Source organism: Kinneretia sp. DJ1R-11 (assembly GCF_025717595.1).
Classification (GTDB): domain Bacteria; phylum Pseudomonadota; class Gammaproteobacteria; order Burkholderiales; family Burkholderiaceae_C; genus Paucibacter_A.
Genome location: NZ_JAJIRR010000013.1, coordinates 78,905 through 105,752 on the forward strand (window position 1 = coordinate 78,905; position 26,848 = coordinate 105,752).

General features: G+C 65.4%; 20 protein-coding genes. 12 read left to right on the forward strand and 8 right to left on the reverse strand.

Annotation, left to right across the window (positions count from 1 at the left end; genetic code table 11):
• Nucleotides 1–157: 157 nt before the first annotated feature.
• Nucleotides 158–1,282, reverse strand: a complete 1,125-nt coding sequence (locus LNV23_RS19230) for a glycosyltransferase family 4 protein (RefSeq protein ID WP_263564470.1) — start codon at nt 1,280–1,282, stop codon at nt 158–160.
• Nucleotides 1,283–1,320: 38 nt separating this feature from the next.
• Between LNV23_RS19230 and msbA the strand changes: the two genes are divergently transcribed.
• The 5 genes from msbA (at nt 1,321) to LNV23_RS19255 (ending at nt 6,493) form a co-directional block, all read left to right on the forward strand.
• On the forward strand, nt 1,321–3,075 hold the full coding sequence (gene msbA / locus LNV23_RS19235; protein ID WP_263564471.1) for a lipid A export permease/ATP-binding protein MsbA: 1,755 nt from the start codon (nt 1,321–1,323) through the stop codon (nt 3,073–3,075).
• Nucleotides 3,076–3,146: 71 nt separating this feature from the next.
• Nucleotides 3,147–3,440 carry a ComEA family DNA-binding protein gene (locus LNV23_RS19240; protein ID WP_263564472.1) on the forward strand — a complete coding sequence of 98 codons (294 nt, stop codon included), beginning with the start codon at nt 3,147–3,149 and terminating at the stop codon, nt 3,438–3,440.
• Between the two features lie 112 nt (nt 3,441–3,552).
• The gene (locus LNV23_RS19245; RefSeq protein ID WP_263564473.1) at nt 3,553–4,473 is read left to right on the forward strand and encodes a peptidase associated/transthyretin-like domain-containing protein; all 921 of its coding nucleotides are present in this window, start codon (nt 3,553–3,555) and stop codon (nt 4,471–4,473) included.
• Nucleotides 4,474–4,526: 53 nt separating this feature from the next.
• A complete protein-coding gene (locus LNV23_RS19250; RefSeq protein WP_263564474.1) occupies nt 4,527–5,264 on the forward strand; it encodes a response regulator in 738 nt (245 codons plus the stop codon).
• Nucleotides 5,261–6,493: an ATP-binding protein gene (locus LNV23_RS19255; protein WP_263564475.1), complete on the forward strand. Its 1,233-nt coding sequence runs from the start codon at nt 5,261–5,263 to the stop codon at nt 6,491–6,493. The genes LNV23_RS19250 and LNV23_RS19255 overlap by 4 nt, the downstream gene beginning before the upstream one ends.
• A gap of 50 nt (nt 6,494–6,543) precedes the next feature.
• On the opposite strand, the gene LNV23_RS19260 is transcribed toward LNV23_RS19255, so the two are convergent.
• Nucleotides 6,544–7,833: a patatin-like phospholipase family protein gene (locus LNV23_RS19260; RefSeq protein ID WP_263564476.1), complete on the reverse strand. Its 1,290-nt coding sequence runs from the start codon at nt 7,831–7,833 to the stop codon at nt 6,544–6,546.
• Between the two features lie 100 nt (nt 7,834–7,933).
• Nucleotides 7,934–11,548, reverse strand: coding sequence for a DNA polymerase III subunit alpha (gene dnaE, locus LNV23_RS19265; RefSeq protein ID WP_263564477.1), 3,615 nt, complete (start codon nt 11,546–11,548; stop codon nt 7,934–7,936).
• A gap of 104 nt (nt 11,549–11,652) precedes the next feature.
• Between dnaE and LNV23_RS19270 the strand changes: the two genes are divergently transcribed.
• Complete coding sequence (locus tag LNV23_RS19270; protein ID WP_263564478.1) at nt 11,653–12,585, forward strand: peptidylprolyl isomerase; 933 nt, start codon at nt 11,653–11,655, stop codon at nt 12,583–12,585.
• Between the two features lie 15 nt (nt 12,586–12,600).
• On the opposite strand, the gene LNV23_RS19275 is transcribed toward LNV23_RS19270, so the two are convergent.
• Complete coding sequence (locus tag LNV23_RS19275; RefSeq protein ID WP_263564533.1) at nt 12,601–13,488, reverse strand: DNA ligase; 888 nt, start codon at nt 13,486–13,488, stop codon at nt 12,601–12,603.
• Between the two features lie 242 nt (nt 13,489–13,730).
• Between LNV23_RS19275 and LNV23_RS19280 the strand changes: the two genes are divergently transcribed.
• A complete protein-coding gene (locus LNV23_RS19280; RefSeq protein ID WP_263564479.1) occupies nt 13,731–14,501 on the forward strand; it encodes a substrate-binding periplasmic protein in 771 nt (256 codons plus the stop codon).
• 33 nt (nt 14,502–14,534) lie between these two features.
• On the opposite strand, the gene sbcB is transcribed toward LNV23_RS19280, so the two are convergent.
• Nucleotides 14,535–15,977, reverse strand: coding sequence for an exodeoxyribonuclease I (gene sbcB / locus LNV23_RS19285; protein WP_263564480.1), 1,443 nt, complete (start codon nt 15,975–15,977; stop codon nt 14,535–14,537).
• Between the two features lie 136 nt (nt 15,978–16,113).
• Here sbcB and LNV23_RS19290 point away from each other — a divergent pair, with 136 nt between their 5' ends.
• Complete coding sequence (locus LNV23_RS19290) at nt 16,114–18,396, forward strand: penicillin-binding protein 1A (RefSeq protein ID WP_263564481.1); 2,283 nt, start codon at nt 16,114–16,116, stop codon at nt 18,394–18,396.
• 31 nt (nt 18,397–18,427) lie between these two features.
• On the opposite strand, the gene LNV23_RS19295 is transcribed toward LNV23_RS19290, so the two are convergent.
• On the reverse strand, nt 18,428–19,558 hold the full coding sequence (locus LNV23_RS19295) for a beta-ketoacyl-ACP synthase III (RefSeq protein ID WP_263564482.1): 1,131 nt from the start codon (nt 19,556–19,558) through the stop codon (nt 18,428–18,430).
• Nucleotides 19,559–19,892: 334 nt separating this feature from the next.
• Between LNV23_RS19295 and LNV23_RS19300 the strand changes: the two genes are divergently transcribed.
• The 3 genes from LNV23_RS19300 to LNV23_RS19310 all read left to right on the forward strand — a co-directional run bounded on the left by LNV23_RS19300 (nt 19,893) and on the right by LNV23_RS19310 (nt 24,443).
• Nucleotides 19,893–20,870, forward strand: coding sequence for a GMP reductase (locus LNV23_RS19300; protein WP_263564483.1), 978 nt, complete (start codon nt 19,893–19,895; stop codon nt 20,868–20,870).
• Nucleotides 20,871–21,188: 318 nt separating this feature from the next.
• On the forward strand, nt 21,189–21,437 hold the full coding sequence (locus LNV23_RS19305; RefSeq protein WP_263564484.1) for a hypothetical protein: 249 nt from the start codon (nt 21,189–21,191) through the stop codon (nt 21,435–21,437).
• Between the two features lie 159 nt (nt 21,438–21,596).
• Complete coding sequence (locus LNV23_RS19310) at nt 21,597–24,443, forward strand: valine--tRNA ligase (protein WP_263564485.1); 2,847 nt, start codon at nt 21,597–21,599, stop codon at nt 24,441–24,443.
• Here LNV23_RS19310 and LNV23_RS19315 read toward each other — a convergent pair.
• A complete protein-coding gene (locus tag LNV23_RS19315) occupies nt 24,391–25,365 on the reverse strand; it encodes an NAD(P)-dependent oxidoreductase (protein WP_263517437.1) in 975 nt (324 codons plus the stop codon). The genes LNV23_RS19310 and LNV23_RS19315 overlap by 53 nt on opposite strands.
• Before the next feature lie 84 nt (nt 25,366–25,449).
• On the opposite strand from LNV23_RS19315, the gene galU reads away from it, so the two are divergent.
• Nucleotides 25,450–26,343, forward strand: a complete 894-nt coding sequence (gene galU, locus LNV23_RS19320) for a UTP--glucose-1-phosphate uridylyltransferase GalU (RefSeq protein ID WP_263564486.1) — start codon at nt 25,450–25,452, stop codon at nt 26,341–26,343.
• Nucleotides 26,344–26,359: 16 nt separating this feature from the next.
• On the opposite strand, the gene LNV23_RS19325 is transcribed toward galU, so the two are convergent.
• On the reverse strand, nt 26,360–26,845 hold the full coding sequence (locus LNV23_RS19325) for an EVE domain-containing protein (RefSeq protein WP_263564487.1): 486 nt from the start codon (nt 26,843–26,845) through the stop codon (nt 26,360–26,362).
• Nucleotides 26,846–26,848: the final 3 nt, after the last annotated feature.

The window sequence follows — 26,848 nt, forward strand, 5'->3', positions numbered from 1 at the left end:
AAATCGGAGCGAGACCATGTAGTGCGGATCGGGATGGGCTGCAAGGCGCGGTTTGAAGCCAATAGCCGTAGCTATTGGCGAAAAGCGCAACGCCGCAAACCGCCCGAGGCCGCGCTAGCAGGGGCCGGGCTGATTGATGCAGAGCTTCCCTAGGCCTTCAGAGGCTACGAAAAATCTCTTCGTACCGCGCGCGCATGAGCGGCAAACCATGCTCCTGAACTGCCCGAAGTCGTGCAGCACTGCCCAAGGCTTGCGCAAACTCGGGCTCAACCAGCAGGCGCTGCAGGGCATCGGCGAGGGCTGAAACATCGCCCTCCGGTACCAGCAAGCCGTTGCGCCCCGAATCAATCACGCCTTGCACGCCCGGCACCGCCGAGGCAACACAGGCGCAGCCCGCCGCCATGCCCTCGACCAAGGCCAGAGGCATGCCCTCGTAGTGGGTGGCCAGCACGCAAATCGCATGGCTCATCAGCAGCTGTGGCATCGCCGCATGGTGGCCCAGAAACTGCACCTGACCCTGCAAGCCCAAGCGGACAACTTCCGCCTCTGCCTCGCGCCGGTAGGAGTCCTTCCCTGCGCCTGCAAAAAACAAAGGCGGGCGCAGGCCGCGACCCTTGAGCTCGGCCAAGGCGCGAATCAAGCTCAGATGGTCTTTCTGGCGCGAGAAGCGTGCCGACATGACGATGCCAGGGACTCGCGACTCCAAGGGCAGCACCTGCTCCGCAGGGAAACGATCCAGATCGATCCCATTGGGAACCGCCTGAATCAAGCCAGCACTGAACCCACGGGCGATCAAACTCTCACGCACACCCTCTGAAACCGCAATGACGCGCGCCGTTCGCGCCTCCAGGCGCCGGGCGCGCCACAAAGACCAAACGCCGTAGCGCTCCCGACTGTTGTGCTCGACTTGGACCAGCCGGGCCACACCGGCCCATACGCCGGCCTGACGCCCAAGAAAATGCTCGGGGAAGCCATGGGCCACCAGCACATCGGGTCGCCAAGCCCGGCACTGACGCCACAACGCCCATAGCGTGGCCAGATGCGACCAACCGGGCAGCACTTCGACCTGCAAGCCACGCGCACGCAAGGCCTGCACCCGCGCCGCATCGGTCGTGCGTTTGCGCCGCAGCACCAACAAGGTCTGCATGCCCTGCTGCTGTGCGCCCGCCCAAGCCAGGTCTACCGCCACCTGAGTGGCGCCCGAAAAGCCCCCAGTCACAAAGTGAAGAATGCGCTGCTCGGATCGGGCTGTGGTGGATGCGGAACGGGGGCGGTCTGTCATGGTCAGCAGTATAGGAACAGCGGCGACAATCCCGCTCCATGACAGCCCCCGCACCTGCACCTGATTCAGGACCCGACTCCACTCCGATTGCCCGGCGCCTGCTCCAGTTCGTCAAGCCTCACCGCGGCGGTCTTGCGTTGACCATCCTGGCCTATATCGGCGCCGCAGCCACCGAGCCGCTGATTCCGCAGCTGATCAAGACCGTCTTTGGCGACGGCTTCGCCAAGAACGCCTTCAGCGTCTGGTGGGTGCCGGTCGCGCTGATCGGCCTGTTTGCCGTGCGCGGCCTGTTCGGTTTCCTGGGCCAGTACCTGTTCCACTGGACGCTGAGCCGCAGCGTCATGGACTTCCGCGCCGCCCTGCTGGAAGCCTTGCTCAAGGCCGACGCGCGCGTCTTCACGAGCCTGCAGCCGGGCACGGCGGTGACCAAGGTGGTCAATGACCCGCAGCAAATCCTCTCTCTGCTCGGCGGCACCCTGATCACCGTGCTGCGCGACGGTCTGCCGGCCCTGGCCATGTTGGTCATGCTGCTGGTCATGAACTGGCAGCTCACCTTGCTGGCCATGGTGGTCACACCGCTGATGGCCCTGGTGGTCAAGGCCGTCAACAAGCGGGTGCGCGCCATGTCCAGTCGCAGCTATGAGGCGCAGCTGCAGCTGGTCAACAAGGTCGACGACATCACCCGCGCCTGGCGCGTGGTGCGCAGCTTTGATGCCGTGGGCCATGAGCGGCGCAGCTTTGCCGAACGTGCGAGCGAACTGCAGCGCAGCAGCCTGAAAGCGGTCGCGGCCGGCGCCCTGAGCCAGCCACTGTCGCAGCTGATCGCCAGCGTCGGCCTGTCCTTGATCATCTGCGTGGCCCTGCTGCAGGCGCGCCAGGCGCAAACCGGGGTGGGCGAGTTCGCCGCCTTCGTCACCGCCCTGCTGCTGCTGACCTCGCGCCTGCGCCATCTCAGCGATCTGGCCCAACCCATCACCAATGCCCTGGTGGTCGCTCGCGGCTGCCTGGAGCTGCTCGACATGCCGGCCGAACCCGACCGCGGCCAGCGCGAGCTGCAGCAATGCCGCGGCGAGCTGCAGCTGCGCGACGTGCGCCTGCAGTATCCCGGCAGCGAGCGCCCGGCGCTGGATGGCTTGAACCTCGATTTCGCACCCGGCCAGACCACGGCCTTGGTTGGCTCGTCCGGCGCGGGCAAAAGCTCCATCATCCACTTGCTGCTGGGTTTCGGAACGCCCGATCAGGGTCAGGTCTTGCTGGACGGTGTGGACATCAGCGAACTCAAACGCGCCAATTTGCGCCGCCAGTTTGCGGTGGTCTCTCAGGACATCGTGCTCTTTGATGCCTCGGTGGCCGAGAACATCGCCTACGCTCAGCCCCGAGACGAGGCCCGTCTGGAACAGGCCTTGCGGGCCGCCCACCTCTGGGATTTTGTCCAGCAACTGCCGCAAGGCCTGGAGACCCCGGTCGGTGCCAATGGCAGCAAGCTCTCGGGCGGCCAACGGCAGCGTCTGGCGATTGCCCGCGCGCTTTACCGCGACGCGCCGATCTGGGTCTTTGACGAGGCCACCTCGGCCTTGGATACCGAGAGCGAACGTGCCGTGCAGCAGGCGCTGGAGATGTGGCAGGGCCGCAAGACCCTGATCGTCATCGCCCACCGCTTGTCCACCATCCGCAGCGCCGACCAGATCCATGTCATGAGCGGAGGCCGGGTCAGCGAATCGGGCAGCCATGCCCAGCTGCTGGCCCGCGACGGTGCTTACGCCGCCATGGTGCGGGCACAGAACGGCGAATGAGCCTTGAGCTTGCCACAGGCCAGCCCATGACGAGACGCCGAGTTCTTCTTCTGGCCCTGCCGGCGCTGGCTATGGCAACCTCAGTTGCCACCACAGCGGAGACGACAACGCTGGAGATCAACACCGCCAGCCGAGCCCAGCTGGAATCCCTGCGCGGCCTCGGGCCGGCCCTGGTCGAACGCCTTTTGCTGGCGCGCCAGCAGGGCAGATTCAGCGATTGGGCCCAGCTGCGCCGGCGGGTACGCGGCGTTGGCCCGACTCTGGCACAGCAGCTGTCCGCACAAGGCCTGCGCGTGGCCGGCAAGGCCTGGGCTGCGGAGTCAGCGCCAGGGCCGACTGTGTCCAGCCCGACACAAACAGACTGAACGGCCGACAAACGCCGGCACTCCAATGCAGACAAGGCAGCGCAGCTGCCCCGGAACGAGTTCGGGAGGTATCCCGCATCTTCCATCTCGTCTTGCACCAGGAGTCGTCGCCATGAAGTCCATCGTCCCACCTTATCTCCTCAAATCCATGCACCACGCAGTGCATTCGCATGAGGCACCGCATGATCTGGGCTTGCGGGAGGACCTGGCTCGCATCGAGAGCAGCCGCCTGCAGCGCCGCCAAGCCCTGGCTTGGTTCGCAGCCATGGCCGGCTCGGCCTCCAGCCTGGGCTTGGTGGCTTGCGGCGGCGGCTCCGACAGCAGCGGTTCAACCAGCAGCACCGGTACCGGAGGCAGCACAAGCAACAGCGCCTGCCCTTTGATCCCCGAGGAAACCGCCGGACCCTACCCCGGAGATGGCTCCAACAGCGCCAACGGCACGAACGGTGGCCTGGCCAACGCCCTTGCCTTGAGCGGCATCGTGCGGCGTGACATCCGCAGCAGCATCGCCGGCGCCAGTGGCCTGGCCGGCGGTGTGCCGCTGACGCTGACGCTGCGCCTGCGAAACAGCAACAGCAGCAGCTGCGCCGACCTGTCGGGTTATGCCGTCTATCTCTGGCACTGCGATCGCGAGGGCCGCTACTCCATGTATTCCAGCGGCGTCACGGACCAGAACTATTTGCGCGGCGTCCAAAGCACTGGTAGCGATGGCCTGCTGGTGTTCGACACCATCTTCCCGGGCTGCTACGACGGCCGCATGCCGCATATGCATTTCGAGGTCTACCGCAGCCAGGCCCTGGCCAGCGGCTATGCCAACAAACTCCACACCTCGCAGATCGCTTTCCCAGAGGCGATCTGCCAGCAGGTCTACAGCGGCGCCACCGGCTACAACGCCAGCAGCAGCAACTTCGCCCGCATCAGCTTTGCCACCGACAACGTCTTCAGCGACGGTGTCAGCACCCAGCTGGCCAGCGTCAGCGGCAGCGTCAGCCAGGGCCTGGCCGCGACCTTGAACGTCGGCGTGGGCGCATGAGGACTCCGGCTGAGGTAGGCTCGCCAGCTGCTGTGAAACTCAAGGAGCCGCGGATGGACTGCCTGGTGGTCGACGACGACCAAGAGATTCGCCTCAGCCTGCAAAGCTATTTGCAGCGCTTCGACATCCACGCCCAAACCGCCGCCGACGGCGTGGAGATGCGACGCATGATCGCCAGCCAGCGATTTGATGTGGTCATCCTCGATCTGATGCTGCCCGGCGAAGGTGGCCTCAGCCTGTGCCAATGGCTGCAGCAGCGCGGTGGACCGCCGGTCATCATGCTGACCGCTCATGGCGACCCGATCAACCGCGTGCTGGGCCTGGAGATGGGCGCCGACGATTACCTGGGCAAGCCCTTCGAACCGCGCGAGTTGGTGGCGCGCATCCACGCCCTGATCCGGCGCATCAAGAAGGCAGGCACGCCCGAGGATGCCAGCGGACCCAGCCTCGGTTCGGCTCGTCTGCTGCAGTTTGAAGGCTGGCACTTCGATCGCATGCTGCGTCAGCTGATCTCACCGGAGCAAGTGGTGATGGCGCTATCCCAGGCCGAATTCCGCATGCTCAGCGCCTTGGTCGAGCGGCCCGGCCGCGTGCTCAGTCGAGAGCAGCTGATCGAGCTGACCCGAGCGCCCGGAGTGGATGTCAACGACCGCAGCGTGGACCTGAGCATCTCTCGCCTGCGTCAGAAGCTCGGCGACTCTTCACGCGAACCACGCCTGATCCGCACCCTGCGCGGCGAGGGCTATCTCTTCGATGCCAAACCTCAGGCACTGAAGGACGCTGCGCCATGAACTGGATCGCGCGCGGGTCGGTAGCGCTGTTCAAGGACAGCTTGGCCAAACGACTATTCCTCTTGCTCTGGCTGAGCCTGGTGCTCAGCCATATGCTGGCCTTTGCCACCGTGCGCTGGCTGCACTTCTCTGACCCGCTGACGGCTCGGCCAAGCCTGCAGCAGGAAGGCGCCCCCGGATTCCGCCCATCGCCACAGCATGAGCGCGGCGGCCTTGACCCCGACGAACGCGGTGGCCTGCCCACCTTCCCTTCCCTGCCGCCAACGCGCGGCTTGCACATGCTGGAACAGGCCGGTCAAGCACCCGGCGCTGCTCAGGGCCCAGGACCTGACGTCCCGCGCCCGCCAGGCTTGAGCGCCGCCCAGACAGCTTTGGACTACGGCGTTCGCCTGCTGATCATGGCCCTGGCCGCTTGGTTCGGTTCGCGATGGCTGGCTCAGCCTATGCGGCGGCTGATGCAGGCTTCGGCCGGCCTGAGCGCGGCGGTCAAGGGCCGCGCGCCTCTGCCCCAACTGGACGAGCACAACGGCACCTTTGAGGTTCGCGAGGCTGCGCAGCTCTTCAATCAAATGGCGCGGCAGATGCGCCAGCAGTTCAGCGAGCGTGGTCTGCTAGTGGCTGCCATCTCACACGATCTGCGCACGCCGCTGACCCGCTTGCGCATGCGCCTGGAGACCTTGAGCCTGGAGGAAGCGCCTCGCCAAGCAGCTGTAGCCGACATCGTCGAGATGAGCGCGATGATCGACTCGGTGCTGGAACTGTTCCAAGGCGATGGCCTGGCTTCCAGCGAACCGTTCCAGACCCAGGACTTGAGCGCCCTGCTGACCGCGCTCAGTGACGATCTGATCGAACAAGGTCAAGTCTTGAGCTGCAGCGGCCCACCGACCCGGGTGCGCGCCCAGACCAGCGCGCTGCGCCGGGTGTTCGGCAATCTGCTGGGCAATGCCCTGCGCTATGGCGGCTGCGCTGCGATCCGTGTGCAGGTCGGGCAGCCGGGCTGGGTGCAGGTACTCATTGAAGACCGGGGGCCGGGCATTCCGGAGGCCGAGCTGGAAAAGGTATTTCAGCCCTTCTACCGATTGGAATCCTCGCGCAACCGCCACACCGGCGGCACCGGCCTTGGGCTTTACATTGCGCGTGACCTGGTCGAACGCCAAGGCGGACGGCTGCGCCTGTACAACCGGGCCGAAGGCGGTTTGTGTGCCGAGCTGGAGCTACCGCTGGCTTGACCGAGCCATGGCGCCGGCGGTGGGGAAAATTCAAGTGAACTCTAGGCGATTCAGGTGACCGGCTGGACGACATCCTGCTGCGCAAAGCCCGCCTGACGCCGGCGCATCGCGGCCGGATCAAAAGCAGGCGCCTGTGTCGACCAGCCGAAAAACTTCTGCACCTCGACGCGCCGCGCCAGCGTGTCGCTCATGCCCAGATTGATCAGCTCGCCGGTGAAGGACGGTTCGAACAGCAAGTAGCTGGTCAGGGCCGAACCGCTCGCGCCCTTGCCTTCGCCGGCCACACCGACGCTGCGCAACAAGCCCTTGATGGCAGGCGGCAGGCTGCCCTGGTGCTCGGCGGCCAGCTCGTCCAAACGCCGACTGGGCGCGATCACCAGAACATCGATGGGCCGCAGCGGCGTGGCCTGGCGCACATCGGGCGACAGCAGCGACAAGGTATTGTTGATGCGCTGCAGGCGCTCGACATCGACCGCCAGTGCATCCAGGAAGATGTTCGACAGCGCATGGCCGGCAATCTGCGCCATGCTTGGATGGCCGCTGACCAGGGTCTGGCGGCGCCCGGGCGGCTCATGCATGCGGCCGGCGCCAATCACCAGCACCCGTTCGGCCCCCAGGTGTACGGCCGGTGAAATCGGCGCACTTTGGCGCATGGAGCCATCACCGAACCATTCCAGCTGGCCGTCAAGGTCCAGCTGCTGGGCGGGGAAGATGAAAGGAATGGCCGAGGAGGCCATCAGGTGCTCGATGCTCAGCTGGGCCTTGACGGCAATGCGCTGGGAGCGCAACCAGGGCTCGAAAGGCAGGTGGGTCTGATAAAAGGTGACGTGCTGCCCTGAGGTGTAACTGGAGCCGCTGATCGCCAGGGCCTGCATATGGCCCGCGGCCAGCATCTGGTCGAGGCGCTCCATGCGTACCCAGCGGCGCAGCAAGCGGCCCAAGGGCGAGTTGTCGAGCAGGCTGTTGGGCCGGGTGCGGCGCCAGCGCGCCACCGCCCAGCCCAGGCTCATCATGGTCATCCAGCGGGCGCCGGTGCGGATCACGCCAAAGGCATCGGCCGCATAAACCTGGTCCACATGGAGGTTCTGCCAGAGATGCACCAGGCCATCGACCGCCGCGTCGAAATCGTCGGCATTGCAGGCCAGCGTGGCCGCATTGATCGCACCGGCCGAGGTGCCGGCAACGATGGGAAAAGGCGTGGGCACCTGGTTGCCGCCCAGGCCGGCATCGCGCCGCAGCTGCGCAATGGCGGCCAGCACCCCGACTTGGTAGGCGGCGCGGGCGCCGCCACCCGTGAGGATCAGGCCGATGCGTGAGGAGGGCAGGATAGGCTCGCTCATGGTGTGATTTGCGTCACATCATCGCCGAATTCCTGGCCAGGCAAAGCAGGAAGAGCGCGGCAAAAACAGCCGCTTGCAGCGCGGCCGCCATAGACAAAGCTCAGCCTGCGTCGTAGATGATCTGGGCCTGCGGCAAGGGCTTGGCGCCGACCTTGCCGCTACCGATCTGGCTCAATCGCGCCAGCGCCTCATCGCAGGGCCAGAAACGACTGTCCTCGCCCAGTTCCAGGCGGAACTCGGCACCTTCGTGTTCGCCCTGCAAGAAATGATGAGTCTGCATACGCAAGCCCTGGGGCACCATGCCCTGATCGGTCTGCAGCTGCCGCGCCGGCCAGAGCTTGACCACCTCCTGCAGCGCCGGCAAGGTGCTGCCCACAGGCACATAGAAATATCGGCCGAAACGCGAACGTGCCCCGGCCAAATCCCAGACCGCCTGCACATTGAAACGGTAGCCGCCGGCAAAGCGGTCCAGCTGGACCTTGCCCTGCAGGATCAGCAACTCGTCGTCCACCAGCAGTTCCTTGTGGAGATTGAGCAGCTCCTCATTGGCCACGGCTTCGATGACATCACTCTTGTCATCGAGCTTGAAGATGGCGACACGGCCACGGTTGCCGTTAATCACGCGCAGATCGCTGACGATGCCGGCCAGCATGACCACTTCCCGGTTCATCGCCGCGTCCTCGACATTGGCGATACGGCGCTTGACCATGCGCCGCACTTCGTCGCCACTTTGGTCAAACAGATGGCCGCTGAGGTAGTAGCCGATGGCCGTCTTCTCCAGCGTCAGCCGCTCCTTGATGCTCCAGCCGGGCACATCCACCAGATCGGGCTCGGCCGTGGACGAGCCATGGGTGTCGCCAAAGTCGAACAGGCCGCCCTGATCGGCATTGGCCTCCTGGGTTTCAGCATGGGTGTAGCCACGTGCCACGCTGGCCAGCAGGCGGGCGCGGTCGGGCTCCAGGCTGTCGAAGGCGCCGGCCTTGATCAGCGCTTCAACCACCCGTTTGTTGCAGGCCTTGCGGTCGATGCGGCAGCAGAAGTCATAGAAGCTCTTGAAAGGGCCGCCCTTCTCGCGCACCGCGACAATGGAATCGATCGCGCCCTTGCCCGTGCCCTTGATGGCGCCCAAGCCGTAGTTGATGCGCTTGGGTCGGCCGCCCGGCGTGGCCGGCGCCACCCAGTTCGGGAACACACCGTCACCCGGCATGATGGGCTCGAAACGGTGCACACCGAGGTTGACGTTAGGCGGCTCGAAGTCGATGCCGAAGAGCTTGGCGTCATTCAACAAGACCTTGAGCTTGTCGGTGTCGTCCATTTCAATCGTCATGTTCGCGGCGAAGAATTCGGCCGTGAAATGCACCTTGAGCCAACCCGTGTGATAGGCCAGCAGGGAGTAAGCGGCGGCGTGCGACTTATTGAAGCCGTAGCCCGCGAACTTCTCCATCAGGTCGAACACCTCGTCGGCCTGTTTTTCGTCGAGGCCATTGACGGCCGCGCCCTTGCGGAAGATGGCGCGGTGCTCGGCCATCTCCTCGGCCTTCTTCTTGCCCATGGCCCGGCGCAACATGTCGGCGCCGCCGAGGCTGTAGCCGCCCAGCACCTGGGCGGTCTGCATCACCTGCTCCTGGTAGACCATGATGCCGTAGGTCTCGGCCAGCACCGGCTCGGTCAGCGGGTGCGGGTACTCGACCACTTCCTTGCCATGCTTGCGCGCCACAAAGGTCGGGATCAGGTCCATGGGACCGGGTCGGTAGAGCGCGTTCAGGGCGATCAGGTCTTCCAGGCGCGAGGGTTTCGCGTCCTTCAACATGCGCTGCATGCCGGTCGATTCAAACTGGAACACGCTCTCCGTCAAGCCGTCGGAGAAGAGTTTGTAGGTGCGCCGGTCGTCGAGCGGTATGGTCTCGAAGGCGAAGTTCTGGTGGTCCGGATAGCGGGCCAGGATGAAGTCCTTGGCCAGTTCCAGAATCGTCAACGTGGCCAGGCCCAAGAAGTCGAACTTCACCAGGCCGATGGCTTCGACGTCGTCCTTGTCGTACTGGCTGACGGCCGAGTTGGAGCCCGGCTGCTGGTACTGCGGGCAGAAGTCGGTGATCTTGCCCGGCGCGATCAGCACACCCCCGGCATGCATGCCGATATTGCGCACCATGCCTTCCACGCGCGCGGCCAGCTTGAGGAGCTCGGCCACTTCTTCTTCCTGGGCCTCGCGCTCGTTCAGCTCCGGCGCCTCGTGCCGGGCGTAGATCATCTTCTCCTTGTCGGGGTCAAAGTTCTCCGGCAGCTTGGCCAGAGTCACGGTCTTGCCCGGCGGCGCCGGGATCAGCTTGGCGATGGAGTCCACCTGGCCATAGCCCATGCCCAGCACCCGGCCGATGTCGCGCAAGGCCGCCTTGGCGGCCATGGTGCCGAAGGTGGCGATCTGGCTGACGGCCGGGCGGCCGTATTTGTCCTTGACGTAGTCGATGACCCGGTCGCGGTTGCCCTGGCAGAAGTCGATGTCGAAGTCGGGCATGGACACCCGCTCCGGATTCAGGAAGCGCTCGAACAGCAGGTTGTACTGCAGCGGATCCAGGTCGGTGATCAACAGCACATAGGCCACCAGGGAGCCGGCGCCCGAGCCCCGGCCCGGGCCCACCGGGCAGCCATGGGTTTTGGCCCACTTGATGAAGTCGCCCACGATCAGGAAGTAGCCCGGGAAGCCCATCTTGATGATGGTGCCCAGCTCGAATTCCAGGCGTTCCACATAACGTGGCCGCTCGGCGTCACGCTTGGCTTCGTCGGGGTAGAGCAGCTTGAGCCGGTCCTCCAGGCCCTCGAAGGACAGCTGGCGGAAGTACTGCTCCATCGGCATCGGCGTGCCATCGTCGAGCAGCGGGGTCGGGAAGTTCGGCAGCTGCGGCTTGCCCAGCACCAGGCTGATGGAGCAACGGCGGGCAATTTCCACCGTGTTAGCGATTGCGGATGGGACGTCGGCGAACAGCGCCTCCATATCGGCCTGCGGGCGGAAATACTGGCCCGGCAGGAAGCGCTTGATGCGCTTGGGGTTGGTCAGGGTTTCGCCCTCGGCCACGCAGACACGGGCCTCGTGGGCATCGAAGTCGTCTTCGCCCAGAAACTGGATCGGGTGGGTGGCCACCACCGGCAGACCCAGCTCGGCCGCGAAGGGCACGCTGGCCTGGACCAGGGCTTCCTGGCCGGCCAGACCGGCGCGCTGCAGCTCGATGTAAAACCGATTCGGGAAAATCGCGGCAAAGCGTTGCGCCCAATCACGCGCGCGCACCTTGTCGCCGCTGAGCAGGGCCTGGCCCAAGCCGCCAAACTGCGCGCCCGAGAGGCAGATCAAGCCTTCATTCAGTTCCTGCAACCACTCCCATTTGAGGCAGGCCTGGTTGCGCTGCACGTTCTGAATCCAGGCGCGCGACAGCAGCTCACAGATATTCAGATAGCCCTGGGTGTTCTGCACCAGCAGCAGCAGACGGGTCGGGTTCTTGTCCGAGCCCTCGGGCTCCAGCCAGCAGTCGGCGCCCAGCACCGGCTTGACGCCTTTCTTGCGGCAGGCGTTGTAGAACTTGATGCCGCCAAACATATTGGCCAGGTCGGTGATGGCCAGGGCGATTTGCCCATCTTTGGCGGCCGCAGCGGCCGCGTCATCGGTTCTGAGGGTGCCGTCGACGACGGAAAATTCGGTGTGGGTGCGCAGATGAACAAAAGCCATGGCGGCATTGTAGGCAGGGGCATGGTTCTCCCCAGCCGCGGACGCGCTGCCGGCGGCTATGCTGCCGGCCAGATTGCAATCGCATCCCCACGGAGGAGCCCCCCATGCGCAAGACCTTGCCCGCCCTGGCTATCAGCCTTGTCACCAACCTTGTGGCCACTCTGCTGATGAGCGCTGGCGCCCAGGCCGCCGGACAGCCTGACCCCGGCAAACGTCCCAGCAGCGCCGATGTGCTGGCCGCCGCCCAGCCCGGCGACTGGCGCGAGGTCAAGGCCGAGGACGCTTTGCTGATGGAGCTGGCCAGCGGCACGGTGGTGATTGAGCTGGCTCGCGAGTTCGCGCCCGTGCATGCCAGCAACATCGTGCGCCTGGCCCGCAGCGGCTATTTCGATGGCCTGGCCATCATCCGCGTGCAGGACAACTACGTCACCCAGTGGGGCGATGCCGATGACGAGGCGCCCACCGCCCGCGCCAAGCCCGCGGACCTGGCCAAGGCGCCGGTCGAGTTTTCCCGCGCGCTGAAAGGCCTGGACTTCCGCGCCCTGCCCGAGCGCGATGGGTGGGCGCCTCAGGTCGGCTTCGTCAATGGTTGGCCGGTGGCGGCCGACCCCAAGAAGGGCCGCGCCTGGTTGACCCATTGCAACAGCATGGTCGGCGCCGCCCGTGGCAATGAGCCCGATTCCAGCGACGGCAGCGGGCTCTACACCGTGATCGGCCATGCCCCGCGCGCGCTCGACCTCAACATCACCAGCGTCGGCCGCGTGCTGCAAGGCATGGAACGCCTCAGCGCCCTGCCCCGTGGCACCGGCACGCTGGGCTTTTACGAGAAGGCCGAAGAGCGCACGCCCATCAAGCGTGTGCGCGTGCTGGCCGATGTGCCCGAGGCCGAGCGCCCCAAGCTGCAGGTGCTGCGCACCGACACCGCCACCTGGAAGCGCTGGCTCGATTCGCGCCGCTACCGCAGCGGCTGGTTCGTCCACAGCCCCGATCGGGTGGAGCTGTGCAGCGCCCTGCCCCCGGTGCGCCCGGCGCCCTGAGAGCCGCCGCGCGGCCTATAAATCCTGCACCCGCAGGAAGGTGGCAAAGCGCGGCAGGCCCGAGCCGGTCAGCCCGCGGTAGCGGTAGCAGACCGTGCTGCCCAGCGGCGGCGGCGCGCGGCGCAGGGCCTCGCTGAAGCCGCTGCCAAGATTGAATTCCTGGCCGGCGGCATTGCGCACCCGCAGCGCGCCCAGCAAGCCACTCAAGCGCCCCTGGCCCGGCAGATGGGCGATGACCACCGCGTCCTCATCGTCATGCGCTTTGAGTTTGAGCAGGGCCTCGTGCCGGCCGCTGATGTAGGGCGCATCGGCTTCATGCAGCATCAGGCCTTCTCCACCAGCGCGCAGCACGGCCCGCAAACGCTGACGCAGCTCGGCCAGGCTGCCGACCTGTTCTTGCGGCACGACGCGCAGCATCGGCGTGTCGACCGCGGCGGCGATCTCCCGCAGCTGCGCCACGCGCCTTGAGAAAGGACCGGCCCCACCTGGCAGCTCAAACAGCAGGCACTGGATCTGTTGCCACTCCTCTTCGCGCGGCTGGCTGCGCCGCAAGGCGGCCGAGCACGCCTCGAAACGCCCGCGCCCCATCCACAGCTCGCCGTCCAAGGGCTGAAGCGGCGGCAAGCGCTCGAGCACGCTCGCCGGGGCAGGCAAGACCAAGCCCTGGCGGCTCAGCAGGCGATCACCAGTCCAGAAAGCCCGCACGCCATCGAATTTCTCGCTGACCAGATAGCGACTCAGGTCCAGCCCCTGCAGACCACCGCGAGGCGTTTGCGCCAACAGCAAGGGTGGCCTGGCTACCGCTGTAGACGCATTTGCGGCGGCGCCGAGCGCCCCCACCGACAACAGGGTCGAGCTGAGCTGCAAAAGACGGCGTCGTTGCAGGCAAGCCTGGCCTTGCACTGACCCAAGCGGACCGCTCCTATCGACCGACTGAACCTGCCCAGTGTCGAGTGAATCCATGAGCATCTCCTTGAACCTGCTCGCCTGGGACCGAATTCACGGCTCTGGCAGCCCAAGCGAGCTTGTGTGAGACTACGCCCGCCCAACGCAGCCCTCAAGCAGCGTAAGCTCCGAGCAACGCAGCAATCGCCAGCTTGCGCCGGATTTCATCCTTCGAATCGAGGATCGAGGAGCTGCCCCTCATGCCCAATCGCCGCCATGCCCTGGCACTACTGGCTGCGCCCGCGTTCGCGCAGGCCATTCCCACCATGGCGCCGGCCAATACGGGCACTGAAAGCGTGCTGCGCGTCGTGGCCACTGAATTCCCCCCTTACACCACACAGGAAAGCAGTGACGGCGGGCCCGCCATCGCCATCGCCCGCGCAGCCTTGGCACGAAGCGGCCAGACGATGGAGATGGACTTTCGCCCCTGGTCTCGCCTGATCGTCGAGCTGCAACGCGGGCTCTGGGACGGCGTCATTGGCGTCTGGCGCAATCCGGAGCGCGAAAGCTTCCTCAGTTTTCCGCAATCCCTGGGCATTGCCAACCGGATCGGTTTCATGGCGCGCAGCGAGCGCCGCATTGATGTGCGCGACCTCAGCCGTCTGAAAAGCCTGCGCATTGGCATCGTGCGCGGCTACGCGAACCCGCCTGCGTTCGAGCAAGCAAATCTGCAATGCGACGAAGCGCTTGATGACCTGGGCAATCTTCGCAAGCTGCTTGCGGGCCGCATTGACTTGGCCCTGGTGGACAAGGGCGTTGCGGCCTACCTGCTGCGCCGCCAGTTGTCCGAGGCGGCTTCAACCCTGGTCTGGCTGGAGCCCTCGGTGGCAGACATGCCGCTCTATATGGCCTTCAACCGGGCCCAAGCCGCCCACGGACAGCGTGTGGCGGCCTTCAACAAAGGCATGGCGGAGATGCAGAGCAGCGGGCAGCTGGCCCGCTTGCTGATGCGCAATGCCGAGTTGCTGTAGAGAGTCGGAGCCCCTCCTCCGGAATGCCTGGTCTCAAGCTTCGGGCGCAATCTGCTCCGCGTACTCGTAGAGCGCGCCCAGGATGTCCTGACCACGCTCATCGGCAGCCTCGCTGAGCTCATCCACACGCTCGAAGAATGCCGACAAAGTCTGCGCGCCACCGGCACCCTCGTGCAAGCGGGCGGCGCAATGAGCCTGCCAGCGCTGCGCCTCGGGCTCGTTGAGGCTGGCCGGGAAGTTGCGTGCGCGGTAGCGGAACACCAGTTCGGCCAGGCGCTCGTCGGCAAACACCAGCTTGCCTTCGGCCGCGCGCTGTGCAATCTGCTCGGGCGTCTGGCTGCGCAGTCGTTGCAGCGTGCGGCGGTCATCGGGGCCGATGAAGCCGCCGTAGAGGTCTTCGTCCACATCAGCTGGGCCTGGCGCCGCTTCACGCTTGAAGACATCACCCCAGAACCCGTCCAACAGGCGGCCTTTCTCCATCAGGATTTGGGCATGGGCCAGGCCTTGGGCCATGTCCAGTCCCCAGCGTCCGGCCATGTCCGGGCTCAGGGTCTTGAGCTTGCCAATGACGATGGGCGACTTGTTGATATGGATGGTCTTGATCGGCAGCCGGGTCTGGCCCTCGGGCAGATCCTCCTGCTTGACGAACATGCGGCCGCGAATGTCGGCGGCGTTCAGGGTCAGCAGCTCGCTCGGGTCGCTGGCCAGGTCCCAGACGATCAGTTCATTCTTGTTCGTCGGATGCGGCGCCAGCGGCCAGACCAGGGCGATGCAACCGCGCTCCGGGCCGTACATGCCCGAGATGTGCAGGAAGGGCCTGCCCACGCCGATCTCGGCCCAGACGGCATCTTTCTTGCGCAGACGCAGGCAGAAGTCGAACAGCTTGGGCTGTGTGGTTTTCAGCAGGCGGGCCAGGGCGATAGTGGCGCGCACATCGCTGAGCGCGTCGTGCGCCGCCTCATGCACCAAGCCATTGGCCACGGTCAGATGTTCGAGCTTGAAGGACGGCCGGCCATCCTCATGGCGAGGCCACTCGATACCCTCGGGGCGCAAAGCGTAAGCGCAGCGCACCACATCGAGAATGTCCCAGCGCCCGCACTCGTTCTGCCATTCGCGCGCGTAGGGGTCGATCAGATTGCGCCAGAACAAATGGCGCGTCACCTCGTCGTCAAAACGGATGGTGTTGTAGCCCACGCCCACCGTCCCGGGCTCGGCCAGCGCCGCCTCGATGGCGGCCGCAAACTCATGCTCCGGCACACCGCGTTCCAAGCAAGTCTGCGGCAGGATGCCGGTCAGCAGGCAGGACTCCGGGTCCGGCAGGCTGTCCGGGCTGGGCTGGCAGTACAGCATCAGCGGCTCGCCCACTTCGTTCAGATCGGCGTCGGTGCGTATGCCTGCAAACTGAGCCGGTCGGTCCCGGCGCGGCACGCGGCCAAAAGTTTCGTAGTCGTGCCACAAGAAGCTGAATTCACTCATGGGCGGCACGATACATCAAGCGCCCGCCGGGCCTGAATGGTGGCACTTTGTCGCTGCCGGATGTGACGAGCGGGCCGCTGAGCCCAGCTGGTGATAATCGCGGCCATTGCACACCGCTGCGCTCACGTCCTGCACCTTGAACAAAAAACTGCTGATCGTCGGCGCCGCCCTGCTGGCTTTGATCACCCTGCTGCTCGGTGTTGCGGCAGCGCTGATCTATCCGACTCTGCCGGATCTGGCCGAGCTCAACGACTACCAGCCCAAGCAATCGCTGAGGGTCTTCACCAGCGACGAGGTGCTGATCGGCGAATTCGGCACCGAGCGGCGCAAATACCTGCCGCTGGACCAGATCCCCAAACAGATGCAAGACGCCTTGCTGGCCATCGAGGACAGCAATTTCTACGAGCACAGCGGCATTTATCTGCCGGGCATCTTGCGCGCAATCGTGGCCAACACCACGCAAGGCCGCAGCCAAGGCGCCTCCACCATCACCCAGCAGCTGGCGCGAACGCTCTACCTGACCAAGAAAAAGGTCTACTCGCGAAAATTCGTCGAGGCCTTGCTGGCCATGAAGCTGGAAAGCGAGCTGAGCAAGCAAAAGATCCTCGAGGTCTATATGAACCAGATCTATCTGGGTCAGCGGGCATATGGCTTCGAGGCCGCGGCCGGCGCCTACTACGGCAAGACGCTCAAGGACCTCTCCATCGCCGAAACCGCCATGCTGGCCGGCCTGCCGCAAAACCCGGCCTATGCCAATCCGGCGGTCAACCCGGAGCGCGCACGCCGCCGCCAACATCTGGTGATCAACCGCATGGTCGACACCGGCGTCATCACGGCCGAGCAGGCCGAGATCGCCAAGGCAGAAAAGCTGCACATCCGCTCGCCGCAGGACGCGCGCGTCCATGCCGAATTCGCCGCCGAAATGGCGCGTGACGTGGTCTTTGAGCAGTACGGCGAAGAGGCTTACACCAAGGGCTTGCGCGTCTACACCACCCTGGTTTCGCAAGAGCAGGCCGCCGCCTACCGGGCCCTGCGTCGCAGCTTGCTGGAGTTGGAAAAGCGCAAGCCCTACCGCGGCCCGGAGGGCTTTGTCGCCCTGCCCGAGGACGAGGGCGAGCGCGACACGGCCATCACCCAGGCCCTGGCCGAACACCCGGACCAGGACGATCTGCGTGCCGCGGTGCTGCTGCAAACCTCGGCGCAAAAAGTACGGGCCGTGATGCAGAGCGGCGAGGAGCTGACGCTCAGCGGCGAGGCCTTGCGCGGCGTGCAATCGGCCCTGTCGGACAAGGCACGCGAAGCCAGCCGCTTGCGGCCCGGCGCCATCGTGCGCGTGATGCGCGGCGCGCCCAGCAAGGCCGAGCCGCAAGGCGCCTGGTCCATCGTCCAGCCGCCCGAGGCCGAAGGCGCGCTGGTGGCGCTGGAGCCGGGCACCGGCCGCGTCCATGCCCTGGTCGGTGGTTTTGATTTCAACCGCAAGCAGTACAACCACGCCACCCAGGCCAAGCGCCAGCCGGGCTCCAGCTTCAAGCCCATCGTCTACTCGGCCGCGCTGGAACAAGGCGTCAGCCCCGGCACCGTGGTGCCTGACGAACCCCTGGTCTTCGGCGACTGGGAGCCCAAGAACTCGGACGGCAAGTTCGACGGACTGATGAGCGTGCGCCAGGCCCTGGCCCGCTCCAAGAACATGGTGACCATCCGCATCACCCAGCTGATCGGGCCGGCGCGGGTGCGGGAATGGGCCTCACGCTTCGGCATCGAGATCGACGCCGGCCGCGAGAACCTCACCCTGGCCCTGGGCACCAGCGAGGTCACGCCCTTGCAGATGGCCAGCGCCTACGCGGTATTTGCCAACGGCGGCTACCGCCTGCCGCCCGTCATCATCCAGCGCATCACCGACAGCAAGGGTCAGGTCTTGTTCGAAGCCCCCAAAGCCCAGCTGAGCGAGGACCAGCGCGCCATCTCCGAGCGCAATGCCTTTGTGACCGCCAGCCTGCTGCAGGAAGTGACGCGCAGTGGCACGGCCGCACGCGCCCAGGGCACGCTGCGCCGCCCAGACCTGTACGGCAAGACCGGCACCACCAACGACGCGGTCGACGCCTGGTTTGCCGGCTTCCAGCCGAGTCTGGCCACTGTGGTCTGGATCGGTTACGACCAGCCGCGCTCGCTGGGCGACCGCGAGTCGGGCGGCGGCTTGGCCCTGCCGGTCTGGATCGACTTCATGAGCGTGGCCCTGCGCAACAAGCCGGTGCAGGAAATCGCTCCGCCGGCCGAAGGCCTGCTGCGCGGCGCCAACGGCGACTGGAGCTTTGAAGAATTCGCCGGCGAGGCGGGCATTCGAGCCATCGGCCACGATGGCACGGCGAGCCTGAGTCCGCCGTCAGCGGCCAGCGAGGCCGCCTCCGCACCCTTGCCTTGAACGGCAAGCGGCGCAGGAGCTCGCCGCGGGCTCAGCGCTTCTTGACGATCACGCTGCCGATGGAATAGCCCGCACCGAAAGAGCAGATCACGCCCAGATCGCCGGCCTTCAGGTCGGCGCGGTGTTCATGGAAGGCAATGATGGAGCCGGCCGAGGCGGTGTTGGCGTAGGTGTCGAGAATCAACGGCGCCACGTCCGAACCGGAGGCGCCCATGCTCTCGCCGATCAGCTTCTTGATGATGAGCTGATTCATGCCCAGATTGGCTTGGTGCAGCCAGAAGCGGCGCACCGTGGCCGGCACGGTGTCCAGCGTGCCCAGATGGGCCTCGATGTGGGCGGCGGCCATGGGCACGACTTCCTTGAAGACCTTGCGGCCTTCTTGCTTGAAGGTCTTGTCGCGCGCATTCGGGTCGCTGTCTTCGGCGCGGTTCATGAAACCGAAGTTGTTGCGAATGGCGTTGGAGAACTGGGTCACCAGTCTGGTGCCTAGGATCTCCCATTGGTCGGCCGAGGTGGCCGTGTCGGCGCGCTCGATGATCAGGGCGGTGCAGACATCGCCGAAGATGAAATGGCAGTCGCGGTCTTTCCACTCCAAGTGGGCGGACGTGATTTCGGGGTTGACCACCAGCACGCATTTCGAGGCACCGGACCGCACAGCGTTGTAAGCCTGCTCGATGGCAAAGGTGGCCGAGGAGCAAGCGACGTTCATGTCAAAGCCATAGCCACTGGCGCCCAGGGCCTGCTGGATTTCGACCGCCATGGCCGGATAGGGCCGCTGCATATTGGCGCTGGCGCAGAAAATGGCGTCCACATCGGCCGGCTGCTTGCCCGCGGCGGCAATGGCTTTGCGGGCTGCGTCCACAGCGATCTCGGCCATCAGCGAGAGCTGGTCGTCGCTGCGCTCCTGGAAGCGCGGGTACATGCGCGTGGGGTCGAGCACGCCATCCTTCTCAATCACATAACGCTGTTTGATGCCGGATGCTTTTTCGATGAACTCGACGCTGGAGTGCGTCAGCGGCGCGTGCGTGCCGGCCGCGATTTCATCGGCATGCTGGGCGTTCTGCAGGTCCGCGTAGGCGTTGAAAGCAGCGACCAGTTCGGCGTTGCTGATGATGTGGGGCGGCTGGTAGAGACCGGTGCCGCTGATGACGACGGAATGCATGGGATGGAACCTTTGGTGTCGCGGAGCCTGGATGGCCCGGGTGTGGCAGGCAGTGTAGCCAGACTACATGGCGTGAGAACTGAGGGCCAGCTCCAGCTTTTCGCCGAGTTTGTGGAGCGGAGTCGGTCAAGATCAGCGTAGAATCGCTCACCGGGCCCAAATTTTGGCGTCCGGTTTTTTTCGTCCGCACCACCCTTGCTGGTGGCCTCGCGGATGCAAAGCAGGCGTGCCTCTTTCCTGAGACGCCACGCCGGCCGGATCTCCAAGTCAAGTGCTCGCAGCCCAGGGCCTGCACTGCATGAACGCAGCCCGAAACTTGCGAACGATTCGACTCATGGAAATCTTTGACTACGACAACATCCTGCTCCTGCCCCGCAAATGCCGCGTGGAAAGCCGCAGCGAATGTGACACCTCGGTCCAGTTCGGACCCCACCGCTTCAAGCTGCCGGTCGTCCCGGCCAATATGAAGACGGTGGTGGACGAAAACATCACCGAGCACCTGGCCGCCAACGGTTACTTCTACGTCATGCACCGCTTCGACCTGGACACGGTGGCCTACGCCAAGTCCATGCGCAGCAAGGGCTTGCTGGTCTCGGTCAGCTCCGGCGTGCAGGCCGCCGACTATGCCGTCATCGACCGCCTGGCCGCCGACGGCGTGGGCGCCGACTACATCACCATCGACATCGCCCATGGCCATGCCGAAAGCGTGCAGCGCATGATTGCCCATATCAAGCAACGCCTGCCCGAGGCCTTTGTGATCGCCGGCAATGTCGGCACGCCCGAAGCGGTGATCGACCTGGAAAACTGGGGCGCAGACGCGACCAAGGTCGGCATCGGCCCGGGCAAGGTCTGCATCACCCGGCTCAAGACCGGCTTCGGCACCGGCGGCTGGCAGCTCTCGGCCCTGAAATGGTGTGCCCGTGTGGCGACCAAGCCCATCGTCGCCGACGGCGGCATCCGCCATCATGGCGACATCGCCAAGAGCATGCGCTTTGGCGCCTCCATGGTGATGATCGGCTCCCTGTTCGCCGGCCATGAGGAATCACCCGGCAACACGGTGGAAGTCGACGGCAAGCTCTACAAGGAGTACTACGGCTCGGCCAGCGACTTCAACAAGGGCGAGTACAAGCATGTGGAAGGCAAGCGCATCCTGGAGCCAGTCAAGGGCAAGCTGTCCGACACCTTGCGCGAGATGCGCGAGGACCTGCAAAGCTCCATCTCCTACGCCGGCGGCCGCAGCCTGGCGGACCTGCGCAAGGTCAACTATGTGGTCCTCGGAGGGGAGAACGCGGGGGAACATTTGTTCATGTGATGGACGGGCGCAGCCCGCATCACATGAGCGCGTCAGCGCCAAGCCCCGCGTTCCGGCGCAGCCACAACGCGGGGGAACATTTGTTCATGTGATGGACGGGCGCAGCCCGCATCACAAGAGCGCGTCAGCGCCAAGGCCCGCGTTCCGGCGCAGCCGCAACGCGGGGGAACATTTGTTCATGTGAGTGAGCAAGGCTGTCGAACCCTGAAACATGGGTCTTGTTCACCCTCAGACACAGGCTCCCTCGGCGGCAGCTCGCATAGACTGCGAACCGCCGCCCTACTGGGCTCAGTTTGAGAAGCGCCGACGCCGCCACCGATGAACCGCCCTGCCCCGAAACCCTCGCGCCGCGCGTCCAGGTCCTTGCTGGTTTGCTTGGTCCTGCTGTCGCTGTGCCTGGGCTTCTTCGCCCGCGCCCTGGTGCGGGTGGAACAGGAGCGTCAGGCCCTCGCCGTGGGCCTGTGCATGCTGGACCCGGCTGGGCGCAGTTCCCTGATTCCTTGCCAGGACCGCTTCGCACCACGCAGCAGCTGGGCCGAGCACCTGCTCGAAGCGCTGTTTCCCTGAGGCACTGCCCCCAGGCGAGAAGGCGCGCGCATGGTGGACAATCGCGCCATCCCTTTTTGTGCTTTTCCTTTCAAATTCCGGCCGAACAGGGGCTCGGGTGCTGGCCGAACGCTGGCGCACCGGCCCCTTTGCCGTTTTCTCAGCAGCGACCCTTGCGCCATGACCGAACTTGCCAAATCGTTTGAGCCCGCCGCCCTCGAAGCCCATTGGGGCCCTTTGTGGGAGCAAAAAGGCTTGTACAAGCCCACCCTGGATGCGAGCCGCGAGTCCTTCAGCATCCAGCTGCCGCCGCCCAATGTGACCGGCACCTTGCACATGGGCCACGCCTTCAACCAGACCATCATGGACTCGTTGACACGCTACCACCGCATGCTGGGCCACAACACCCTGTGGGTGCCCGGCACCGACCATGCCGGCATTGCCACCCAAATCGTGGTGGAGCGCCAGCTGGCCGACAAGGGCGCGGAGGGCGCCAAGACCCGCCATGACCTGGGCCGCAAGAACTTCGTCGCCCGCGTCTGGGAATGGAAGCAAGAGTCCGGCAATACCATCACCGGCCAGATGCGCCGCCTGGGCGACTCGGTGTCCTGGGACCATGAATACTTCACCATGGACGAGAAGCTCTCGCACGTGGTGCGCGACACCTTCGTCAAGCTCTTCGACGAAGGCCTGATCTACCGCGGCAAGCGCCTGGTCAACTGGGACCCGGTGCTCAAGTCCGCCGTGTCGGATCTGGAAGTCAGCAGCGAAGAGGAAGACGGCTTCCTCTGGCATATTCGCTACCCCTTGGCCGATGGCTCCGGCGATCTGACCGTGGCCACCACCCGCCCCGAGACCATGCTTGGCGACGTGGCCGTGATGGTGCACCCGGAAGATGAGCGTTATGCCGCGCTGATCGGCAAGCAGGTGACCCTGCCGCTGTGTGGCCGCAGCATCCCCGTGATTGCCGACGACTACGTGGACCGCGAGTTCGGCACCGGCGTGGTCAAGGTCACGCCCGCGCACGACACCAACGACTACGCCGTCGGCCAGCGCCACGGTCTGGCCATGATCTGCGTGCTGACCCTGGACGCCAAGATCAACGACGAAGCGCCCGAGGCCTACCGCGGCCTGGACCGTTTCGTCGCGCGCAAAAAGGTCGTTGCCGATCTGGGGGCCCAGGGCTTCCTGGTCGAAGTCAAGAAGCACAAGCTGATGGTGCCGCGCTGCGAGCGCACCGGCCAGGTGATCGAGCCCATGCTGACCGACCAATGGTTTGTGGCCGTCAACAAGGTCAGCGCCAGCACCGGCCGCAGCATCGCCCAGGGCGCGGTCGATGCCGTCGAGAGCGGCGCGGTCAAGTTCTTCCCCGAGCAGTGGATCAACACCTACAACCACTGGATGGGCAATATCCAGGACTGGTGCATCTCGCGCCAACTCTGGTGGGGCCACCAGATCCCGGCCTGGTACGGCGAGAACGGTGAGCTCTTCGTTGCCCGCGACGAGGACGAAGCCCGCGCCAAGGCCACGGCTGCCGGCTACAAGGGCGCACTGACGCGCGACGAGGACGTGCTGGACACTTGGTACTCCTCCGCCCTGGTGCCCTTCTCCACCCTGGGCTGGCCCGAGAAGACGCTGGAGCAGGACCTGTTCCTGCCCTCCACCGTGCTGGTGACGGGTTACGACATCATCTTCTTCTGGGTCGCCCGGATGATCATGATGACCCAGCATTTCACCGGCAAGGTGCCCTTCAAGCATGTCTACATCCACGGTCTGGTGCGTGATTCGCAAGGCCAGAAGATGAGCAAGAGCGAAGGCAATGTGCTGGACCCAGTGGACCTGATCCAGGGCGTGGATCTGGACACCTTGGTGGCCAAGTCCACCGTCGGCCTGCGCCGCCCCGAGACCGCGCCCAAGGTGGCGGCCCGGGTGAAGAAGGAGTTCCCCGAAGGCATGCCGACCTACGGCGCCGACGCCCTGCGCTTCACCATGGCCTCCTATGCCAGCCTGGGTCGCAACATCAATTTCGACACCAAGCGCTGCGAGGGCTACCGCAATTTCTGCAACAAGCTCTGGAACGCCACCCGCTTCGTGCTGATGAACACCGAAGGCCAGGACTGCGGTCTGCTGGAGCACACGAAAGAGCAATGCGCCCCTGGCGGTTCCGCGCACGGCTACTTGGACTTCAGCCGCGCCGACCGCTGGATCAGCAGCGAGCTGCAAAAGGTCGAGCTGGCCGTTGCTCAAGGCTTTGCCGAGTACCGCCTGGACAACGTCGCCAACGCTGTCTACTCCTTCGTCTGGGACGAGTACTGCGACTGGTACCTGGAAATCGCCAAGGTGCAGATCCAGAACGGCAGCGAAGCCCAGCAACGCGCGACCCGCCGCACCCTGATTCGCGTGCTGGAGACCACGCTGCGCCTGCTGCACCCGATCGCCCCCTTCATCACCGAAGAGCTGTGGCAAACCGTGGCGCCGATCGCCGGTCGGAAGAACAGCGACTACCTCGTCGGCGCGGCGTACCCGATTGCCCAGCCCGAGCGCATCGATGAAGCCGCCTGCGCCTGGGTCAACAACCTCAAGGCCGTGGTCGGCACCTGCCGCAGCCTGCGCAGCGAGATGAGCCTCTCGCCCAGCACCCGCGTGCCCCTGTTGGTCGGTGGCGACACCGGTTTCATCGCCGAAGCCGCCGCCCTGCTGCAAGCGCTGGCCAAGCTCAGCGGCGTGCAGATCTTCAGCGATGAAGCCGCCTTCCAAGCCGCCAGTGCCACCTCACCGGTGCTGGTCCACGGCGCCGCTCGCCTGGCCCTGCATGTGGAGATCGATGTGGCCGCCGAGACGGCTCGCCTGGCCAAGGAAATCACCCGCCTGGACGGCGAAATCGCCAAGATCGAAGCCAAGCTCGGCAATGAAGGCTTTGTGGCTCGCGCGCCGGCGGCCGTGGTCGAACAGGAGCGTCAGCGCCTGAACGACTTCAGCGCCACCGTCTCTCGCTTGCGGGATCAGGCAGCTCGGCTGGTGAAGTAGAGCGGAACTCCGCCACCTCGGGTGGCGTGGCCAGCAACTCATCCATGCGCCGCGCCACGCCCCAGGCGGCGCGCGTGCGCGATTCACGCGTGGTGCTGGCCAAGCGCGGCGTCACCTGCAGGCTGTCCACGCCGTGCAAGGGCTGGCCTGGCTCCTGCAAGCCAGGCTCCAAGCTGTCGAACCAGGCAGCCAGCAGGCGGCCGCTGCGCAAGGCCTCGGCCAGAGCCACGTCATCAAAGATGGCGGAATGGGCAATGCTGACCAGCACCTGACCCGGCTTGGAAAAACCCAGCACGCGCTCGCCAACCAAGCCGCGGTAGCGCGGGAAATAGTTCAGCTGTACGCAAACCCCTTCACTGTGCTCCATCAGCTCGCGCAAGGGAACCGGCTCGATGCCCCACTGCGCCCAGATCGGGTCACTCTGATGCAAGCTGGGGTCATAGCCGACCACACGGGTGCCAAAGGCGGGCAGCAGTTGCGCCAACATGCGCGCCGCTGGCGTCAGGCCGATCAGGCCCACCGTCACACATCCCAGCTCGCGGCCCACCCACATGCCGTCCGAACCCTGCACCGGCACGCGACGCAGCAAAGCCAGCAAGGCGCCCACCATGAACTCGGCCTCGGCACTGGCCGTGGCGGTCAGGCTGCGGATCACCTCCACATGCGCGTTGCGACAGGCCGCCAAGTCGATGTTCTCGCCGCCCGAACTCATGCGCCCGACCACACGCAAGCGCGGCGCGGCACGCAGCAGGGCCGCATCGACGGACACATTGGGCGGCAGGATCAGGCCTTGAATCTGGTGCAAGGCCTCCAGCAAACGCGCGGGTTCGCCTGCCAGCTCGGGCGCGAACTGCACCGAATGGCGCTCGCTGAGCCACTGCATGACTTCCATTTCCAGCGGTTCAACGATCAGCAAAGTCATGTTTCAAGTCGGTCGTGTGCACAACGAAGAGTCGTCATTTGCCCATGCAACAATGCGCTCAAGCAAATCGAGGAGTGTACTTTTATGGCCAGCAAGCCGAACTCTGTCATCACCAAGGCCATCTTTCCTGTCGCCGGTTTGGGCACCCGTTTTCTACCGGCCACCAAGGCGCAGCCCAAGGAAATGCTGCCGGTGGTGGACAAGCCGCTGATCCAGTACGCCGTCGAGGAAGCCTATGCCGCCGGTGTGCGGGAAATGATCTTTGTGACCGGCCGCCACAAGCGACCGATCGAAGACCACTTTGACATGACTTTCGAGCTCGAGATAGCCCTCGAACAAGCGGGTAAGCAAGAGCTGTTGGAGGTGGTGCGCAGCGTCAAGCCCGACGATATGGAATGCGTCTACGTGCGCCAGGCCCAGGCCTTGGGGCTCGGCCATGCGGTGCTCTGCGGCCAGCGCCTGGTCGGCAACGAGCCCTTCGCGGTGCTGCTGGCCGATGACTTGATGGTCGGCCCCAGCGGCGGCTCCCCGGTGCTCAAGCAGATGGTGGAGCAGTTCTCCGAGTGGCGGGCCAGCATTCTGGCGGTGCAGGAAGTGCCTGCCGAGCACACGCGCCGTTACGGCATCGTCGCAGGCACCGCGGTCAACGAGCATCTGGTCGACGTCACTCGCATCGTCGAGAAGCCGGCGCCGGAAGATGCACCCTCGCGCCTGGCCGTGGCCGGCCGCTACATCCTGACGCCCGGTGTCTTTCACGAGATCGCCAACCAACCGCGCGGAGTCGGCGGCGAGATCCAGCTGACCGACGGCATTGCCGGCCTGCTGCGCCGCGAAAAGGTGTTTGCCTACCGCTACGAGGGCAAGCGCTACGACTGCGGCAGCAAGGAAGGCTTTCTGCAAGCCAATGTGGAACTGGCCCTGGCGCACCCGCAGCTGGGTGCGGGCTTCCGCGACTATTTGCGCTCCATCGACATCTGATCGATCGCGCCATCGCTCAAGCCGCCTTGCTCGCTTTGAGCATCGCGGCGGCGATCAGATCCATGTCCTCGGCGGTGATGGCCAGCAGGCCGAAGCGCAGGGCATAGCCCCAATGAGCCCGGCCGGCGCTGAAGCTCAAGTGCGGCAGCAAGGGCTGAATGCCCGCCTCGCTCGCCTCGGCCCGCCAAGCCACATCGCGCCGGTGCGGCACGAATCCGCCACCCATGTCGAAGGCATAGGGCTCGCCGGGCAAGACCTGACCCAAGGCCGTGAAAGCTTGCAGCCGATCGCCACCACCAAAGCGGGTGCTGGGCGAGTAGTACACCACCCGGTCGCCGGCGCGCAGCCGGCGCAGCGGCGCCAGCTTGCCGTGACAGACCTGCATGAAACCCTGGGCTCGACCCAAGCGCACATGCTCGGCGCTGGCCACGACCAGCCAGTTGCCTGCCGCGCATGCCAGGGAGACAGGAGGCTCGAAGCCGGGTAACGGCATCGTTGCCATGAG